This is a genomic window from Paenibacillus sp. Soil522, from assembly GCF_001428245.1.
In the GTDB taxonomy this organism is placed as follows: Bacteria; Bacillota; Bacilli; order Paenibacillales; family Paenibacillaceae; genus Pristimantibacillus.
This window is the reverse complement of sequence record NZ_LMRV01000033.1, coordinates 269,580-289,042: the sequence shown is the minus strand read 5'-3', so window position 1 is coordinate 289,042 and position 19,463 is coordinate 269,580. Positions and strand designations below refer to the sequence as shown.

Annotated in this window: 13 protein-coding genes and 1 pseudogene; 4 read left to right on the top strand and 10 right to left on the bottom strand. The window is 52.5% G+C overall.

The genetic code is table 11. From position 1 onward, the window contains the following. Window positions 1-37 precede the first annotated feature (37 nt). Together ASG81_RS10025 and ASG81_RS10020 are read left to right on the top strand one after the other, a co-directional pair. Window positions 38-751, top strand: coding sequence for a hypothetical protein (locus ASG81_RS10025; protein ID WP_056632748.1), 714 nt, complete (start codon window positions 38-40; stop codon window positions 749-751). A gap of 158 nt (window positions 752-909) precedes the next feature. Then, entirely contained in the window at window positions 910-1,950 is a 1,041-nt protein-coding gene (locus ASG81_RS10020; protein ID WP_056632746.1) for a YkvI family membrane protein, read from the top strand. A gap of 27 nt (window positions 1,951-1,977) precedes the next feature. Here ASG81_RS10020 and ASG81_RS10015 read toward each other — a convergent pair whose 3' ends face one another. From ASG81_RS10015 to ASG81_RS10005, 3 genes are read right to left on the bottom strand one after another with little or no spacing between them, the layout of a single operon-like run. Continuing rightward, the gene (locus ASG81_RS10015; protein ID WP_056632743.1) at window positions 1,978-5,307 is read right to left on the bottom strand and encodes an AAA family ATPase; all 3,330 of its coding nucleotides are present in this window, start codon (window positions 5,305-5,307) and stop codon (window positions 1,978-1,980) included. A gap of 53 nt (window positions 5,308-5,360) precedes the next feature. Beyond that, on the bottom strand, window positions 5,361-6,644 hold the full coding sequence (locus tag ASG81_RS10010; RefSeq protein WP_056632739.1) for a metallophosphoesterase family protein: 1,284 nt from the start codon (window positions 6,642-6,644) through the stop codon (window positions 5,361-5,363). 31 nt (window positions 6,645-6,675) lie between these two features. Then, window positions 6,676-7,803, bottom strand: coding sequence for a glycosyltransferase family 4 protein (locus ASG81_RS10005; protein WP_056632736.1), 1,128 nt, complete (start codon window positions 7,801-7,803; stop codon window positions 6,676-6,678). Window positions 7,804-7,926: 123 nt separating this feature from the next. Here ASG81_RS10005 and ASG81_RS10000 point away from each other — a divergent pair, with 123 nt between their 5' ends. Next, entirely contained in the window at window positions 7,927-9,105 is a 1,179-nt protein-coding gene (locus ASG81_RS10000; RefSeq protein WP_056632734.1) for a GGDEF domain-containing protein, read from the top strand. Here the strand turns inward: ASG81_RS10000 and ASG81_RS09995 are convergent. The 7 genes from ASG81_RS09995 to ASG81_RS09965 all read right to left on the bottom strand — a co-directional run bounded on the left by ASG81_RS09995 (window position 9,102) and on the right by ASG81_RS09965 (window position 18,808). Then, window positions 9,102-9,932, bottom strand: a complete 831-nt coding sequence (locus tag ASG81_RS09995) for a helix-turn-helix domain-containing protein (protein ID WP_056632732.1) — start codon at window positions 9,930-9,932, stop codon at window positions 9,102-9,104. The two genes, ASG81_RS10000 and ASG81_RS09995, sit on opposite strands and share 4 nt — an antisense overlap. A gap of 424 nt (window positions 9,933-10,356) precedes the next feature. Continuing rightward, window positions 10,357-10,641 (bottom strand): hypothetical protein, encoded by a 285-nt coding sequence (locus tag ASG81_RS09990; protein WP_056632729.1) that lies wholly within the window; start codon window positions 10,639-10,641, stop codon window positions 10,357-10,359. 240 nt (window positions 10,642-10,881) lie between these two features. After that, window positions 10,882-12,147 carry a hypothetical protein gene (locus tag ASG81_RS09985; protein ID WP_056632726.1) on the bottom strand — a complete coding sequence of 422 codons (1,266 nt, stop codon included), beginning with the start codon at window positions 12,145-12,147 and terminating at the stop codon, window positions 10,882-10,884. Window positions 12,148-12,180: 33 nt separating this feature from the next. Continuing rightward, a complete protein-coding gene (locus ASG81_RS09980; RefSeq protein ID WP_056632723.1) occupies window positions 12,181-12,981 on the bottom strand; it encodes a polysaccharide deacetylase family protein in 801 nt (266 codons plus the stop codon). Between the two features lie 54 nt (window positions 12,982-13,035). After that, the gene (locus ASG81_RS09975; protein WP_056632720.1) at window positions 13,036-13,719 is read right to left on the bottom strand and encodes a DUF1961 family protein; all 684 of its coding nucleotides are present in this window, start codon (window positions 13,717-13,719) and stop codon (window positions 13,036-13,038) included. Then, window positions 13,716-16,304 (bottom strand): exo-rhamnogalacturonan lyase family protein, encoded by a 2,589-nt coding sequence (locus ASG81_RS09970; protein WP_056632717.1) that lies wholly within the window; start codon window positions 16,302-16,304, stop codon window positions 13,716-13,718. Before ASG81_RS09970 ends, ASG81_RS09975 begins: the two co-directional genes overlap by 4 nt. 158 nt (window positions 16,305-16,462) lie before the next feature. After that, the gene (locus ASG81_RS09965; RefSeq protein WP_235548800.1) at window positions 16,463-18,808 is read right to left on the bottom strand and encodes a helix-turn-helix domain-containing protein; all 2,346 of its coding nucleotides are present in this window, start codon (window positions 18,806-18,808) and stop codon (window positions 16,463-16,465) included. 220 nt (window positions 18,809-19,028) lie between these two features. Between ASG81_RS09965 and ASG81_RS32640 the strand changes: the two are divergent. Next, a pseudogene (locus ASG81_RS32640) lies at window positions 19,029-19,462 on the top strand (RNA-guided endonuclease InsQ/TnpB family protein); the annotation flags it as partial. Between the last annotated feature and the right edge of the window lies 1 nt (window position 19,463).

The window sequence follows — 19,463 nt, the reverse complement described above, 5'->3', positions numbered from 1 at the left end:
AATTCCATTATACGATATAACGAAAGGAGTGCAGGCCATGAACACTTCGAGAATAGATACGACTAAAGTTGCAATGATAATGGGAGTATCTGCGCTTGTCATCCTGCTTGCCGGCTGTCAAAGCTCGGCGACAGCTCCTCCCGTTTCCTATATAAGCAGCCCGGCTCCTGCCCAAACCGGGAAAAACCCTGCGCCCGACAGCCCTCAAAAAACGTATTCGGAGCAGGCTGACAACGAGCTTCAAACGGATGTGCCAAGCTCGAACCGCGTCGATACGACTAGCGATACGAGTGCCGAAACATCTACGATTCACAAAACCGGTGATACGAAAGCAACGGTAAAAACCCAAAGCAAGGATGCATCCTGGTCCGCAGATTCGCCGAAGCTCCAAGGCATTTCGATCGGCGATAGCGATATAACGGTGAATCAGCTTTACGGAAAGCCCGCAGACAGCTACACGCTTAATGAAGAGAACGAAACGATAAAGGTGCTTGAATTCGAAGGCTTCGCAGTTGGGATCAATGATCACAAAAAAGTTCAATATGTCGAGGTTTATGGCAAAAGCATCTCCGCAGGACTCAGCGGCCTGCGAGTTGGAAACGATCCCGAGACGGCGCTGCGAGCGCTTGGCAAGCCGGAAAAGCAAACAGCATATTTACTTATTTACGAAGCAGAGGGAGCGCTGCTTAAGCTTGATCTTGACCCTGCGCATAACGAAATCGTCTCCATCAAGCTGCTCTCGCTCAGATAATGGCTTTAAAGAAAACAGCAATTGTAATGAGCATGGACATCAATCGGACTCCTGACGATAGCTTTATAGCGTCCTAAAATTTTGAAAAAAGTCATGCCTGTCCCCGTTTGGACATACCTTCTTAATATAGAGGGCCATCGAACGGAGGAAGGTAGACGATGTGGAAACGTTTAGGAAAGATGCTGCAAATCGCTTCGACCTACATGGGGACGGTCGTAGGGGCCGGCTTTGCCACCGGTCAAGAAATATTGCAATTTTTTACCCGCTTCGGTTATTGGGGCACGTTCACGATTGCTCTGTCTACCGTGTTGTTCATCTGGCTGGGCACGAAGATGATGCTCATTGCCAGCGAAATTAGGGCAAAATCCTATGAGGATTTAAATAAGTTCTTATTCGGTGACAAGTACGGGCGTCTCATCAGCCATTTTATGCTTGTCGTGCTTCTAGGCGTAACGGCTGTTATGCTCGCTGGCGCAGGCACTATTTTTTATGAGCATTGGAATATTTCCTATCAATCGGGTCTGCTTATTACGATAGCCGCATGTTACTTTTTGCTGCGCAAAGGGATGAATGCCATTCTGACGGTTAATGCTATCGTCGTCCCGATCATGCTTTTATTCACGGCGCTCATCATGATCGATACGTTCCAAACACCGGGCGCAGATAAGTTCTATAAGCTGTCGAGCGATTATTCCATTTGGGCCGCATGGGCTTCGCCATTTCTGTACACGGCCTTTAATCTCTCGATGTCGCAGGCTGTGCTCGTTCCGCTTGGAGCAGAAATCCGCGACCGCAAGCTGATCATTGCCGGCTCCTGGATCGGCGGCATCGGCATCGGCTTTATGCTGCTTGCCGGACATATCACACTTTCCGTACATATGCCCGGCATTCAGCAGTTTGCCATACCGATGGGCGGCATCGCCAGGCAGCTTGGACCCAGCGTTCAATTTATTTATATTTTTATTATTTTCGCGGAAATCTTCACGACGCTTATCGCTGATATATACGGGCTCACCCTTCAGCTCCATGAGCGGTTGAAATGGGCCCGCAGCCTGATTGTCCTTCTCATCCTCGCTATTTGCTATGTAGCCAGCCAAATCGGGTTTGGCACGCTGCTCTCGACACTTTATCCGTTATTCGGATTGATCAGTTTCGGCTGGCTTATCCTGATTATCCGCAAGCGGGTATCGCTTAACTAGCTGTGCTGGATTTTTTAAAAAAAATCATTAAATTTGAAGGAGCACGGCGTCTTTGCAATGAGCAAGCATAGCGTCCCGGACATGCTCATGACAGGTCATCACAATAATTTGCCTTTCGCCGGATAGCTCCGCCAGCAGCTTCGTAACGGCATGCAGCCGCTTTCGGTCAAAATTGACGAACACATCATCCAGCATAAGCGGCAGTTTGGCCCCGCGCGAGGCTTCTTCCGCCAAAGCGAAGCGCATCGCTAAGTACACCTGCTCTGCCGTCCCCCTGCTTAACATCGCGCTGTCAATGAGACGGCGCTCCGAGGATTCAAGTCTTATCCCGGGCTCTCCCGGCGTCGTCAGCACCCGGATATATTTGCCGTCCGTCAGCTTCGCGATCATCCGAGATGCATTGCGGAGAACGACAGGCTGGCGCTCTTCCTCATAGATCCTTTTCGTTCGGCTTATTAACGCAGCGCTTACCGAAAGGACTGCATAACGCTCCGCATCCGTCTCCAGCTGCGCAACCGTCATTTCTTTCTCGGAAACGAGCCTTTGGTGCTCCTCTTCCTTCAGCAGATGATCGAGAGACTGATGCAATCTTCCCCGCTGCTCAAGCTGCTCCCGCTTCTGCTCCTCCAGCTTATCAAGCTCAGCCTGCGATCGTGCTTGCAGCGCTTGAAGCCGCTCATCATCATATGTCCCATACAGCTCCTCCAGTTCGGCAATCGTTTCCTCCGGCATACCTGCCGTCATCTCCAGCTCAAGCTTAGACAGCTCAAGCTCAAGCTCCTGCAGGGAGCGGCGATGCTCGAGCGCCAGCTCATATTGCGTTTCACTTGAAAGACCTGCCGCATCCATTTGGAGGGCGATTTGCTGCTGCAGCTCTTGCAATCTGAACTCGTCAGCTTGCCTTGCCATGTGCAGCTCCTCACGGCGCGCGATGATGCCGAGCGCCTCCTGCTTTGCTGCGGCGTGCCGGCGCGTCTCGGCATGCAGCAGCCGCAAAGCGAGCACCGGGTCAGCGGGCAGCTGAGCGGCAGCTTCCTCGAGATGCGCGCACAATTCGGCAGCCTGCTTAGCGAAAGCGGCCAGCTGTTTGCCTGCGGCGGCTTGCTTCGCCGCAAGCCGGTCGTATTGCTGCAGCCGCTGCATGGCTTGCTCGGCAAGCTCGAATGCTTCGAGCGCTGCTGCCGCCGACATGCCCGCGGGCAACGAGCGTGCTGCCAGCCAGCCGGCCCATTGCCGGGCGGTGGCTTGCCTTGCTTGCGCAGCGGCGGCGGCGGCCTCGCTGCGTCCTGCAGCGTGCGCGCGCAGCCGCTCCAGGCGGCGGGCGAGCTCGCTGCAGTTGTCGATGAGGCGCTCGCTGTTTTGCAGCGTCTCGAGACGGGCTTCGACTGCGGCGCGCAGCTGTGTGCGCGCCTGTTCGGCTGCGAGCAAGTGCTCAGCCGAGCTGTGATGCTTCGCGGCAAGCAAAGCTGCCGCCGCCTCTTGAGGCTCATACACCATAGCCTCCAGCGCTTGATGCACACGCATCTCCCTTTCGCTTAGCGCTGCATCAGCCGTTCCAATTGCCGTATGTAAGACTCCCCGTCCTCTTCCACGCCCTTGTCCGCGCAGCCGCTCACCATTCGCGTCTGCCGCATGGACTGCGCTGCGGCTCCGCAGCAGCGCAGCGATAATGAACGCCAGCGCTGCTCCCGCCAGCGCCAGCGCAGCAAGGCCCGCTCCGCCGGCAGCGCCGCTGAGCGCGGCAGCCCCCAGCGCGAGCGCGGCTCCGCCAGCGCCTGCCGCCGCAGCCCACAGCAGGCCGGCTCCGCCTCGGCCCGCTGCTGCCGCGCCGCGGCCAGCCGCATCGCTTCCGTTCGCGCCTGCGGCGGCTCCGGCAGAGCGCGCCCGCTCGAGCTCCCACTCGCGGAGCGCGCTATCGAGGGCGTTCCACGCCCCCTTCAGCGCATCCCGCGTGTGCGGAAGCACCTCAAACCCTACGCCGCCAGCCTGCCCTTGCCTGGCCGTATCGCGTTCTACAGCTGATCTTGCTTCCTCCCATGCGCGGCTTGCTTCAAGCTCCTGCTGACCCAGTGTCTCCAGCTCAGCCGCGAACCGTTCCTCCGTCCGCAGCTGCTCGAGCTCCTGCTGCCTTGCGCTCCTTACATAATCGCGGTCGGCGACGGTTACATGGAGCTCCCTTAGCTGCCGCTCCGTCCACTCCGGCGCAATGCTGCATACCAGCCTCGCAATCTTCTCGTCATGCTCCCTCAGCTCCGCATCCAGCTCAGCGCTATCCTGCTTAAGCTTTCGCATGCTATCCGACGTTTGAAGCAATGCCTCCGTTTCATCCCCGATACGGATCAGCCGCTCGTCGCAGCTAACCGCCTCAAGCTGAAGCTCCAGCAGCATGGCTTTCTGCCTATGCTTCTCGATCTCCTCGCGAAGCTCCGCCCGATGTCTGAGCAGCTCCTCCCAGCTTTTCTCCGCATGCAGCGGAAGGCGGGCAGCGTAGGCGATTCTCTCGCGCTCTATCAACAGCTTCTGCTTTCGAATCCAAAGCGGCCTAGCCGAGCATGCCTTGTTCAGCAGCTTCTGACGAGCCTCTCTCGCAGGCAGCTCCTCCGCAAGCCATTGAAGCCATTCATCAAGCTTCGCCGTCTGCTGCGTCAGCTCATTGTACGAGGCGATTGCATCCTCCCGTTTCCGCAGCGAGGTTTCGAGCTGCTCGAACGTTTTCAGCTGCCGGTTAATTTGCTGATTCGTGCCGCGAGGCTTGAATAGAGACTCCATTTCCTGTGCTAACCGCTTCTCTGCTGCCGCAATCGTTTTGCCGCTGTCCCAACCCGCCTGGTACAAATATCGTCCGAGCTCATCACTGGACAACGCGCCCACTTCCTGCAGCTCGGTAAGCGTGATTGCAAACAATTGCCGGTACAGCCTTTCGCTGACGCCTCCAAGAAACTTCCGCTCCCAATCCGCTTGGGTGAGCACTGCGCCTTCCGCAAAAGCGGCTTCAGCAGCATCGAAAGTCGAATCCAAACGATCTTTCAACAGCCCGTTTCCGCTCGGCATATGACCTAATCCGCGCAGTCTAAGCTTGCCTGAGCCATCAGCCGCATAACGCTCAACCACGTACTGCTCATCCGCCGCATCCCGAAAAAACAACCGGCCTCCGTGTTTGCCGCCATTTACAGGCTCCTGCCGCTCATTCGGCTGCCCGCGTTTGGCGAAGCCGAAGAGCATCGATCGGATAAAGCCGAACATCGTGCTTTTGCCCGCTTCATTCGGACCGTACACGATGATCACGGACGCATCGAGCGGAACCTGCTGCCCATACAGCTGTCCGAAACCGTCAATCTCAGCCTTCAAAAGCTTCATGCTTCATCGTCATCTCCTAAAGGTTGTCGTATAAGCCTAGTGCTTAAGGATCATCAGTCCTGATCATTTCCATGGATGGTTCCAAGCGTAAGCTCCCGCGCCAGCACCAGCCAGCGCTCCGGCAGCTCGTCCCATTTGTCCTTCATAAGCCTGCCCAGCTTCGGATGACTAGCAAGCGGGCTCACCGCGTCTCTTGCAAAATCCCGCCACAGCGTCTTATCCCCTGCTAATGCGGCGCTGAAGCGATACATCTCCCCGGCGAAGCTGTCCTCTGCTGCAAGCTCCCGCCAATTGAGCTCAGCTCCTGTATGCGCCTCAAGCCCGTACACAAGTACCCACGGTTCGCCGGACGAATACGGTCTTCCCTCCTGAAGCTGCTCAAGCAGCGTTCGAATGACCGTTGGTTCGGTCAGCCTCTGATGCAGCGGGCCGCGGCCGGTCAAGCAAAGACGAAGCATGACGGAACGGCCTTCAGCCTCGGCCAAAATCCGGTCAATCTCTGCGTCGAGCTGCTGTAAAAGCTCTTGCTCCGAGCTAACCGCAGCTATGGAACAGCTATGCTCGAACCAACGCACCTCATCTAGCGGCAAAAAGGTCAGCAGGGTAGCTCTCGCTGCCGTCACATCTACGATATAGCAGCCCTTCGCTCCCGTTTCGCGAGGATTTCTTCCCTGCGTATTTCCGGAATAAACGACATGCGGATATTCATGCATCACTTTTCGGTGATGGATGTGGCCAAGCGCCCAGTAATCGAAGCCTTTGCCGCCAATTAGCTCGTCCAGCGCGCATGGCGCATATGGGTCATGTGATCCGTCGCCGTCGACGTTGCCGTGCAGCAGCGCGATGTGAAACGGCGCCTCGGGCTGAATAAGGTACCCCGCTGCCACATTTTCCGTCACCACGCGCGTACCGTACGATCTGCCGTAAACAAAAGCAGCCAGCTCACCGCTTTTACGGTAAGCCGGCCGATATTCCATTTGATCCGCTCCAAAAACATAGACGTTCGACGGCAGCTTTAGCGCTGCCCGCGCGCCATTTAGCGGATCATGGTTTCCATGAATGACGTACACGGCAATTCCATGATCTTCCAGCTTCTCCCACTCCCGAACGAGCATGAGCTGGGCCCGCAGCGAGCGATCGGCTTCATCAAACAAATCGCCGGCCAGAACGATAAAATCCACTTGCTCGCGAATAGCGGCTTTCGTTAATTGCCGCAGCGCCGCGAAGGTTGAGTCCGTCAATGCCTCTTTTACGTGGTCAGGCGCCTTTACAAGCCCGCGGAACGGACTATCCAGATGTAAATCTGCTGCATGAATGAATCGAAAGGGTACCGACATTCCAAAACCACCTGTCCGATAGAGTGAGCCGTTATTCCGGCTTCATATGGATGTAAACTTTTTTCAGCTGTGCAATCACGCGTTGCAGCGAGTACACCTTTTTCGCCTTATCCCACCCTGCTCTAGCCAAATTATACCGGTACACCGGATCGGTTACGACCTTCTCGAGCGCGTTGGCCAGCGCTGCCGGATCCTCCGGCGGTACCAGCAAGCCATTGACTCCGTCTTCGATTTGCTCGGCAATGCCCCCTACGTTCGTGCCCACGAGTGCAAGCCAGCACAATGCCGCCTCCGCGAATACGGAACCGAACGCCTCCGCCCGCGACGGCAGTACGAATACGTCAAAAAATGGCATAAATTCCTCAGGATGCAGCATGTAGCCGTAAAAGATGATATCGTCATACAAGTCGAGCTGAACGGCTAATGCCTCAAGCTCCTCTCGAATCGGTCCGTCTCCAATAATATGCAGAACAAACGGATGGCCCTTCTTCTTAAGCTCCGCGCATGCATGCAGCAGCACGTCGAGCCCCTTCGCCGGGACAAGCCTGCATACCGTTATAAGCTGAGTAACCGCATTTTCATGGGCGATCGGCTTAAATCGTTTTTCATCAAAGCCGTTCGGGATCACCTTAATCCGTTCCGGATGCTTGATATAAGGGGCTATGTAGGAACGAAACGACTCGGATACCGTAAGCAAATGATCCGCCTTCGCCTCCAGCTCCCCGTAAATACTCATTAGAAATTGATGCTCCGGACCGCCGTCTTTAATTTTCCCGTTCAAAATAAGCTCGCGCTCATAGCTGGAGTGAATCGTCACCACTAGCGGCGTATCCGGAAAAAGCTGCTTCATGACGAGCGCCGCAATCGGATGATGAGCATGTATAATATCGTACGGCTTGCTGATGCGCATTTTCGTCCACCATACGTAGTCTTTATAGGTTTGTATATATTTATCTACAATCAGGTTTCCGCTGTAGGCCGTATGATCGAATGTCTCGAATACGACCTCCTCTTGTCCTTTGCTTCTTACGCGCTTAGGCAGAGAGAACAATTCCATCTGCCAGCCAAGCTTTATAAATCTATCCTGAATGTACGGGATCATAGAAGAAACTCCGCCCGGCTGCTCCGGTGGAAAAAACAACGCTTGTAAAATATTCATGTGTCCCATCCTTTCAACGTGAACGCATCTTCCAAACTATTCGTTCACCGTAAAACATGATATATTAGAACATATGTTTCTGTAAAGCTATTGAATCCAATCCTGCATAATGGTGGTTATTTCATGTCAATTACACAATGGCTTTCAGGCCCGAACGGTCAGCTGCTCTCCTCGTCGGCCGTCATCGTCATTCTCGTCTTAATGCTCTTTATGTCGGTAAGGCTGTATATCAGCTACCGCAATAAAAGCATTTATCGCTTGCTCATTACGGCTATAACGCTCATTATCGTCAAGCAGTGCCTGCTCGCCGCTCTTGCCTTTCCGGGCTGGTCATTATCCTCGTGGCTTTATTTGGATTTTACCATATTGCAAATCATTTCTTTTATTATTATAAACTTTGTTTTCATGAAATTATATACCGGGCGTTCTGTTCAGCTGAAAGTCATACCCTTTATTATTATGAGTATGATGACATGCGTCATTGCAGGCATACAATTTGCAATTGCGCCCTTAACGATGGAGACGGCAATCCGTTCGCAAAACCTTACGTTTCCCGCACTCGACTTTTATGGCATAATCGTCATTTTCATGATCATGCTTGACACAAGAAGCGCGAATATGAGCTCCAAATATTACGCCAGCCTCATCGTCTTCATCGCAAGCGAGCTTGCAAGGCTCGCTGATGCCTACGTTTTTCACGGCTCGCTTATTTGGGTAATTTCGATGAGCCAGCTGCTGCCGATCGTTTATTACACGCTGTTATTTGTACTGCTCTTTGAATGGGTTATCGAGCGCCTCCTATATTCGTATCAATCCTCTATAATGGATGGCTTGACCGGATTATATAACCGGCGTCATTTTTATTTGAAGGCCGAACAGCTGCTGCAAAGCAGCAAGCCGATTGCGGTTCTTTTTTGCGATATCGATAACTTTAAGAAAGTAAACGATACGCATGGCCATTATAAGGCAGACGGCGTTCTTAAGCAGGTTGCCGAAATCATTAAGGAGGAGTCAAGCGGAATCGGTTCGGCAGGACGTTACGGCGGAGAAGAGCTTCTGAGCTGCATCAGTATCAAACGGGTAAAGCCTGAAATCGTAGCCGAATCCATCCGCCGCAGAATTGAGCAGGAGACGATCGTAACGATAAGCGTAGGCTTCAGCACCTCCAAGGAGAGCGGGGACATTCCAAAAATGATCAAGCAAGCCGATGAAGCCATGTACCATTCGAAGACGACCGGCAAAAACAAAGTAACGCCGTACAAAGCAGCTGCTTCCCGTAGAAAGCCGCTTGCTCAAGGCTAGGCTTGCCCCTGTCCGTCCAGGCTTGCGCTTTCATAATGAGTGCTGTTTCGATTTACCCGATTTAGGAAATTATTCATTAACAGGGATAAGGAAATCAGGATCGGAGGATCGTCCGGGCGGGGAGCATGAAGCATTACCTGCTGATGCGGAACGGAGAAGTAGGGCGTAACGATGATCGGCTCCTTTGACCTTGTGCGCAAGGTTGTATGCGGAAGTAGAAAATCCTTCGCCTGCATCCCCCAAGAGACCGATGTCGCCATCAGGTAATAGGTGCCCGGCTTGACGCCCGTCAAACAAAAATCCCCCAAAGAGGAAAGCAGCGTCCCGTATAATGGCAGTCCTTCCGGAATCGGTTTGGCAAACAAGCTGATCAGAATGACACCTTCAAAAGGAATTTCGGTGTGAATGCTCCCTTCTATTCGATCATGCCGTTTGGAAGGCAGATGCAGCGGACTCCAATGTTTAAGCTGTTGCAATGTGCGTAAGTGATTGTCCGCTTGAAGCGTCGAATTTCGAAATTCAGAGGGCGTTACCCCTACCTTCTCGGTAAAGCGGGAGGTAAAAGTGCCTAGACTCTGTTGTCCGATCTCCAATCCGACATCACGAACGCTCAAATTCGTGTGCAGCAGCAAATCTTTTGCCTTTTGTAATCGAAGAGAGGAAACATAATATAAGGGAGAAAGACCGATTCTCTCTTTAAAAATGCGTGTGAAATGGTATGTACTATAACCTGCAAATCCGGCTAACCGGGAAAGAGGCAGCGGCTCATAAATATGCTGATGAATATATGCAATCAACTCATCTATTTCTGAATACCGGTTCGTCACTATTGCAGCACCATCCTTCCTCTTTTGCAATTCCCACACAATACAGAACTAGTGTTCGTATTTATATTACCATATATTTCATGAATTTGGAATCATCTATTTTTCATTACGAAGGGCTGTATGCGGAATGATTGTTGTTTATTACAACAGCATCTCCACATAAGGAAAATAATAAATATGCAAAAGAGGCAAGGAAGATTTTGTGCAAATGGGATTTCAAAAGGTTGATTTCACCGATTTAGAATATGATAATCCAAAATGCCTTGACAAAATGATGTAATTTACATGAATGGCGGAAACCCGTTCAGCTTGCTTTTGAACGATTTCGTCAGAAACGGTTCGTTAGTGGAACGCCCTGCCTCCCGGCGGCTGACGCGCTATTTCTGACGAAATAGAGCAAAATCTTTTCTTTATTTGCCCCAAACTACCCCAAAAAGCAGCAATAGAGAAGATTTTCTTTCTCTATTCTCCCCAGTCCCCCGCCATCCGGCGGTTGAAGCGCCATTTCTGGCGAAAAAGAGCAAATTATTTCCTCTATTTTCTCCCATCTACCCCAAAAAGCAGCAATAGAGATGATTTCTTTCTCTATTCTCCCCAGTCCCCCGCCATCCGGTGGCTGAAGCGCCATTTCTGACGAAATAGAGCAAACTTTTCTCTCTATTTGTCCCAAACTAACAAGCTTTATCGTCTTGAAATGCGCCAGACCCAATACGGCTTCGCTCCTGACTAAATGAGGGGTACGATCTTTAGCTCGTTCTTTATAACACTGCAAATAAACACCGCTGCAGTGGTTTATCAATCCTGATCAAGCTTGATCCAGCCTGGTCAAACCACTGCAGCGGTGTTTTTTCTTTTGTGCGTATATCCAAAATCCATAATCTAATCATCAATACCCCTTGATACAGCATGACAGTCAGACTCATCTTAATCGCGCAGCCGCTTTGTCAGACTAGACTTCGCCTCCAGGATACAGCGTCGAGCTGTAGAGGCGCTTCGGCTGCGGCAGCTGCTTTCCGCCGGCAGGGATCTCGCTTATATCAACATACCGGCTGGAATAGACCGTGGCGGTAAAATCATTATAAATAACGACCTGCTCCATCCCTCTGCCGAACAAATCCGCATGAACGGCGTAACCGTCCGACGGGAACCTAACGACCTCGTTCATCCACCCGTCATATAAGGCCGGATACACGCCTCCGCCCCGGCGGTAGGCGAGTATGTAATCGGGCGCGCCCGGTTCCCAGTTTCGCAAAGTCTCGATAATCGTCAGCCAGCCGTCCGTCCTGCGGTCTTCCTTCCAAAGCTCCCTTCCTTCCGAATCGAGCAGAAACAAAGCGTCCTTTCCCTTCCGTCCAAAACCGTCATCCTCACGAGCGATACGATCCAGACCCGCGATCTGCATACCGGGCAAGTCGCTCCGAAACCGCCCAAGCGCGATGTGCTGGGATTCGACCGATCCTTCATGCCGCCACAGCTCCCTGCCGTCCCGGTCGTACATGACAGTCACGCTTCCCCCGATGACGAGCTCGGGTACGCCGTCACCATTTACGTCCCCGACCCAAATACAGTCCGCATGATCTTCCAGATCGCTGCAGCTCCAGAGCAGCCTTCCTTGCGGGTCGAGCAGATCATAGCCTGCCATCACCTCGTCCTTGCCGTCTCCGTTCATATCGTAGACCCAAGGAAAATGGCCCGGATTTCCCTCATGCGTCCACAGCAGCTGAAATTGCCGGTTCATCGCCCATATTTTGTGATAGCGGTCCTTCAAAATAATATCGGACGCCCATTCGTTTCCGGACAAATTCGCAATAATGATGCAGTCATGGGCATGCGGATCAGGGAGCGGATACGTTTCCTTCACCTTTCCGCTTGCCCCGTCGATAATATGAAACTGATCGTCTATTACGCATAAAACCTCCAGCCTGCCATCGCCGTCTATATCGTAGATTTGGGCCGGATAGTCAGAGCCTTGGCTGCCTGCCCCCGGATTCGGAGCTCCTCTCTGCCATAGCAATTGACCTTCAAGGTCGAAGGCGGTCATGCATTGTACCTGATGAGGGATATAACGAACATCCTGCCGGTTATCAGGCTGCACGAGCAGCAGCTCCATTCGGCCATCCCCGTTCAAATCACCAAGCAGCAGCTTGCAGCGCGGCCCCGCAGCGCTAATGTCGATTTTCCCCAGTTTTATTGCATCTATTGCCTCTTCCTTCATCGTTGTCCCTCCTAAACTCTAAGGCTGGCTTCCTTATGCGAAACTCACTTGGCGGCCGCCTTTCACTTCGACGATGCCGCCGTCGACGCTAAGCCATACACTAGCTGCCGACGGGTTATATACGAAGCTGAGATCCGCGGAAAACTTCAGCTGACTGTATGCTTTCATGTAATCCACGATCTGCAGATTCGTAGCGTACCATATGTTGTCTTGACCCGAGATCAGCTCGCAAAAACGTTGGATAAGCTCCCAGTTACCGTCATTATCAAACTCATAGCTATGTCCCCATACGTACATCAAATACAAATATTGCGTTTTGTGCAGACCGACGAACGTCTCCGCGCGCTCGAGCAAGCGGTCGTTATGATGGCAGGTCGGCTTCCATTCATGCCAATCATCAGGCATAGAGAAGTCTCCCGTCGTTTGCACGACCCGTGCGTATTCGATTCCCAAAGCGGGAAGCATCCGTTTAATTTCTTCGTTAAATGATCCGTTCGGGTAAGACATCCCGCGTACGGAATAGCCGACAAGATGTTCCAGCCCTTTTCGATCCTCCATCACCTCATGCACGATTTGCTCCTTCGGGCAGCGCGCAATCGTCGGATGGGTAAGCGTATGAGCGGACACCTCATGTCCTTCATACAGAGCTGCCGCTTCCTCTTCCGCCAACCGGTTACCCGTACCGAACATGCCTGCATTCAAATGAAAGGATCCTTTAATGCCATAACGGTTGAAGATGGATACGAGTTTTCTGTCCGCCGTCTTGCCATCGTCATAGCTCATTGTTAACGCCTTATGCTTGCCTTCTGGAAAGCATAGTAATATTTTCGGCATAAGCTTCTTCTCCTTCCTGTACCAGCAGTTAGCAACTATATGCTGCACTCATCCTTATTCCCGCTCCGCGAGTCCATAGACGTTCAAGTTCGTATACTCCGCTATAAATGGCGACATTTGCCGAAACCCGATTTTTCCCGCTCCGAGTATCGGACCAAAGGCAGCCCCGTCATCGACCCAGGACAGCACGGGAAGCCCGTTAATCGAAAAATCTATGTGCGAGTCCCGCTTCTTAAGCAGCATCCGATAGAAGCCTGTACAATCCGCGACCGAAGGCAGCGGGTCTGCACCTTGAGCGGCTAAGTGAAAGCCGTAGCTCTTCCGCAGATTGCAGGTGTGAAAATTCCGCTCATCCGGCCAGCGCCTGCGGTAATACGAGAGATGATAGGCACTCATTTCCCCATGATGATATTGCTCGTACTCGCCTGAGCGCGGCGCAAGCGCCGTATCGAATAAATCAACACCGTTTGCTCCTTCTGCAGCGAAAAATAATATAGCCAAGCCCGGCTCGCGGATCGGCCTAAATTCCCATGCCACAGCTATGTCGGCTGGAAAGCTCTCCGGGCACCACAGCACAAAATTTGCTTGCTTCCCCTCGCCTTGCTCCCGAGCGCTTTCCAGGCGCAGCCGTCCCCCGGGGAATGTCATGACCGCTTCTCCTTCCACCCGAAAATGCTTCAAATCTTCCGGCGACTGCAGCGGATTGCTGTAAAGCAGTCTCCATTCCGGCGATATCATCGCATAGCCTCCGTGATACTTTCAGGCAGCCAATCGGCTATCAGCTCTAAGCTGATGATCGTGTTCAACGACCATTGCGCCGCTTCATTCGTATTCATCCAATCAATTTCCTTCAATTCGCCGACATACGTAACGGTTGCCGCTTCTTCCCGAAGCTCTGTTTGCGCAAACGGGTTTTGCAGCAGCACTCTCCAAGCATGCTTCGCTGTAAAAGCATCCTGTTTAAAGTAGGCGCCGAACGCCGCAATAGCCATGCTAAGCACCGGATGCGCAAAGTTGCTGTCCTTGATCTCTCCGCCTGTAATGAGGTCCTTCTCCTCTTGGGACCGGTTATAAAAAACGCCGAATTCGGCCATCATCGCTTCCCATTCCGGATCCTTAAGCATGGCTGCCAGCTCGAACCATACCTGCGGCGCACCCATGCTTATCGCTAAATGACGTCCCCAATTATCGTCGCCAAGCGGGGCCAGTATTCCAGTCTCGGGATCATAGCCGTAGGTCGGCCCGGAAATAAGCCCGAATTTAGCTTGCTTGACGCAATCGATGCCTACAACAATTTTGTCGCGGTAAGACTGGTCCTCGAAGCGCTCCCATCTGGTCATCCAGTTCGAGCTGAAGGCCGCCCAATCCGGTCCGATCCGGATATGCGTCTTGTGCTCGTCCTTCGGAAAATAAGCGCGCATTGGATCTAGGTTGACGGTCGAGAAATCCGCATCCTTCACCTCATCCATAAGATCGCCAATACGTTCATCAGCAGTCAAATAGTAGTAGTAGCGGTGAAGGCCGGCCATGGCGATCCGCGCCTCCTTGCACCCGCAGCCCCAATGAACGACATTATGCCTGGAACCGAGCCCCGCATATTCGCCAAAATGATAGACATCGACCTCGCTCGTATGCCGCGTCATCGCTTCAGCAAGCCGGAACACATCCTCCCGGCCCGACCGCAGAAACATTACCCACAGCCACATATTCGGAGCAAGCTCTGTATTTTGCCAAGCGCAGCCGCCTAGATCGTAATTCCATACATGTCTGACCGGATCATAGCTGTGCATGAAGTCGCCGTAATCCCAAAAGCCGTACCACCTCCGCTGTTCGACCTCCGACTGGTAGAAGGCCACGATGCCCTCTAGCTTATCCTCCAAATACGACTTCGCCGGCGTGCTGCGATCCGGCAACCCCCACAAGCCGAATGCGCGCGTCTCATGCAGGTAATCAGGCTCGCAAACGAGCATTGGCGGCGATCCGATTTGCTCCCGCATCGCTTGCAGCCGCTGCGGTCCCGGCGTTTCCTGGGTGCACCAAAGCGTCAGCTCGCTCGTATTGGCAATGCCGTACGGGGTTGCCCGCAGCTCCTCCGCTCCTTCATAGGACGATTCCACATGCGTCTTCGTGTCATAGTGCCGAAGATCCATTGCATCGCCGTCCGGCGACCAGAACCAAACGGTAAGCTTCGCCTCCTGCGCAGCTGTTCCGCCAATTTCGAGACTGGAGGGATGCTTCTCCCAAAAGCTCCGCAAGCCTGCTGCCAGGCCTCCGCCTTCGCTGCCGACATACCCAAGGCCGCCTGCTCTTCGTCCTTCGGCCGCCTTGATCCAGCAGCATTCCTCCTTCGTCCGCTTCCATACCCCGTAATGATCGGCTGAGCGCTGCACCAGCTTGAAATCATCCCATACAGCCGAATCATCCAGCAGTCCTAGAAAATAACGGTCTTCCTCAGCGTCAAAAACGACGGAATCCCCCTTAGTTTGCTGCTCGAAGAGCTCCCTGTATTTGCCCTTTGTCCGGCGGGTATGCAGCGTTTTCGGCGATTCGCTAAAAAATCCGCTGTCCCCCGCAAACCGAACATGGCGGTTGTATAACGGTCCTCTCATCGGAACGGTGAAGGTTATGCCCAACGCTTTGATGAAATCCGAATGCGGATTGCCGTCGTAATGGAAGCTGTGTACGATACGTATCGTTTCAAGACCCGCGTACACATATAACCGCAGTGTAATCGGCAGCCATTCCCTCGTTCCGGAATCGGAGCGATGCTTCCCCTCCAGCTTGACGACCGCCCTGACAGGTCCGCTTTGCTCGACCGTCACCTTATGCACACGGCATGCAAAGCTTTCCTCGCGAATGGTCTTAACGCCTGAGACGGAGCTGCGGCCTTCCTTGACTGCTACAAGCTTGCCTCCGCTGCACATCAAGACGCCGTTTCGGAGGATTCGGTCAATGAACTTCTCTCCTTGCTTTCGTACGGCTAACGTTATAACGCCCGTATTCAGCACAATGGATTCATCTGTTTCCTTCACGGTGACCGAATGAGCCGGTTCGGCGCCATTCCCTTTGACAACCTCGTAGCCGTCCGGCGCGGAGGCCTTAGAAACCGCTGCATGCGCGGACCATTTGACGCTGCCGTCGGGCCAATAAGCGGTTGGCCAGCTCTGCATAGCGACTTTCTGTCCGCCGCCTTTTTGTTGAAGTGCAAGTGACTCCTCCCGCCGCAAGTCCCCTTCCTTCCACGGAATGCCGAAAGTTAACCCGGCCGGTTCTTTCCCTGAGTTGTTCAGCCAACGCAGCTTAACGGATTTTGGTGATAACATTGTTAAATAGCCTCCTTTGAAATGCAGGTTTGCCTCACGCATACCTGCATCTTATAGAGGCTGTCACTTGCAGACAATTAGACATTTTTGATTGGGGATTTCGTTAGACTTGCACATTTTTAACGGATTAGCACTTTATTGATAACCGTTAAAGCCGCTTATTCCGCTTGGCTTAGCTCGCGGTACATGCTTGGCGTCATGCCCTCCAACTTTTTGAATATCCGGTTGAAGTAGCTGTGCTGGTAGCCGACCTGCTCGGCGACATCATTAATTTTAAGACCGGATTCCCGAAGCAGCTCCTTCGCCTTATCTATGCGGAGCCCGGTTAAATAATCGATAAAGTTTTTGCCGGTCACCTGCTTGAACGATTTGCTCAAGAAAAACGGATTCGTACCGATATGATCCGCACAATTGTCGAGCGAAATATCCTTCATATAATTTTGCTGCAAATAAATCATCGCCTGCTCGATCAGCTTCTTCACCTGAGAATCGGAACGCCCGCCAAGCTCTTTCAGAAACGGTTCGCAAACGCGGTCTTGAAACCAGCTCAAAATAAGCTGCGGCTCCCGTATTTGTGAAAGCTGTTCATACATATTCACGCATTTGAACAGGCGGGTCGGCTGTATCCCGGAAACCATAATGGCATGCTGAACGCTTCCTAGCAGATGCAGCATCCCCTGCTGTACATCGACCGCCTTTGCCCCTTTGCACGAGAGCGTATCAAGAAAAGCGCGCAACAGCTCGCCGGCATCCGCTGCCTGTCCGGTTCGCAGCGCCTGAATGAATTCCCGCTCCAGCGTAAACGGATATTGCGGCTCCTCGCTGCTGTCTCCGCGGGCATGCAGCTGTCCGATATCGATCAGCTGATTTTCGTTCCCGAAATTCCGCTGGCTTGCCGCATGCTTCGTCTCTTCAAACGATAAAGGGATATTCGAAACCGCATCTGCAGGTTCGCTGATGGCAATCGTAAGGCGCATGTTCAAAATATGATTGACCGCATGCGTCAGCTCTCCGCCAAAGGCATGAAGCTCCGAAGCGTAGTCGCCATCTTTCGGCACGATCAGCAGCAGCCCTGCCGAAAGATCATGGAAATTGATCGTTTTGCTTTGCTCGAAGTGCTGAGCCGCGAACTCCTCGATCATATTGACCGCAGCAAATGTGACAAGCCCTTCGTCCCCGTATTTGAATTTCCCTTCAAGGCTAGTCATTCCTGTCAATTGCATATAAATGACGATAAACCGGTGGTTATCCACCTTCCACTTGTAGCGTTCCATCCGTCCAAGCAAATCCTCTTCCGAATAGGCATACAAGTAACCTTGCAGCAGCTGATGCAGGAAGCTTTCCTTCACGTAAGGGAGCTGCTCCGACAGTTTGGAATGGAGCTCCGTGCTCTCCCTGCTCAAGTTATGCCATTGCCGTTCGATGAGCGAGAACTCGTCCCCGTTTTCCTGAGGCAGCGATTTGCCGGCCATAAGCACAGTCAACAGCCGGTTGACGGGCGAGTAAATCGTACGCGACGCGAACCATGCAAGCAGAGCAGCCAGCAGCAAAGCGCTAAGACTGACCGTAAAAATGATTTTGGATATGAATACGACAGGCGCCGTAATGCTCGTAATCGGAGATGCCGATACATAGGTCCAGCTGTCCGCAATTCTTGAGAATTTGCCGTATGTAACGGTAAAGGTAGATCCGCTCCAATCGAAGAAGAAGGAGCCCTCGTCACGGCCCTTAGCCGCTATTTCTTCTCTTAAAGCAGCAACGAAGGGCGATTCGATACCGTTTCCGCCCGTAGAAGCAAACAGCTTGCCGTTATCCTGCAGAAAAAACGTTTCTCCGCCGTCATAGGGCGTCATCGAGCGCAGCATGTCCCCTACTTTCTCGTTATCCAGACGAATAAGCAGCGCCCCAAACGGCTTTAAGCTCCCTCCGGGTATATGGTGAACCAGTGTCAGCTCCTTCGCCTGAGGACGCTGCGGGTCAAACGCCGCTTCGGTCCAATAAGTTACTTTATCCGACCGCAGCAGTCCCTCATAGAGGTCATGAGCCGGCTTAGCCGTAAGCGGCGCATACTCAGGATCGAACAGGACGGGCTGCCCGTCACCTCCGAGGTAAAGCTCAACCAGCTTGTTAATCGTATTCGAGCCCTGCATAACGAGCAGCGTCTTCGTAATGTCCCGCGCCTTCTCGAAGTCTTGGATAAAGTTGCGGCTTTCGAGACTGTAATCGAATTTGGAATCAAACGCCCAATGGGATAATGTCAGCTCCAAATTCGTTAATTGCATGTCTATGCTCCGTGCCCTCTGCTCAATTTGCTTGTTGTGCAATTGCAGCAGCTCGCTTTCCAGCCGTCCGCCTGCTATCCCGTAAACGAGCGCGCCGGTAATAAGCCCCGGTATGCTGGCTACGATAAGAATCATAATTAAGCTTTTCCGGTAAAAGCGTCCTTTTGCTCCGTTTTTTCCTTTTTTGCTAAGCACGAGCTTCAAGTTCATTTCCTTTAGCATATTCTCACCAACCGAATCAGATATGTATTTTCCAAACCTCAACCGCTAATGTAAACGCATTCAATTCTATCAGTTCTCGCCGAGAGGACTTCAACTTCTGCAAGTGGCGAGGTGAATCGGCGACCTCCTGAACTTACTACAAGAACTTCTTTCCTTCCTCAAGTTTTAGTGATATAGTATAAGAGAACATACGTTCCCGTAAGTGGTCGATAGGGGGTGCATGACAGATTCAATGCCCAAATACAGGACTTATCAAGTGTGGGTCAAACCCGGCCATCGGCTGTTTGCGTATCTGGACCAAGCGTGTCAGAACGCCAAGAACCTGTAAAATATAACCAACTTTTACATCCGACAGGTGTTTACTTCCTTTGGGCAGAAGTCATTGCAGCCGTTGCAACAACAAGTGATGAGTACATTGGAAGCACATATCAATGCGATGAACGAACGGCTGAGCGAGAAGAATCGTTCCCATCTGTTCAAGCTGCCTTCCAAGGAGAAGCCATTTGTTTCTTATAACTTCTTGGATGCATTGTTCAAAGTGATGGATCAGAGCGACTATCGGGCACTCCCCGCGCAAAGCAGTCAAGGCATCATGAAGATTGCATTTCAAAACTGGCTATCTTTCTTCGCCAGTATGAAGGACTACCGAAAGCAN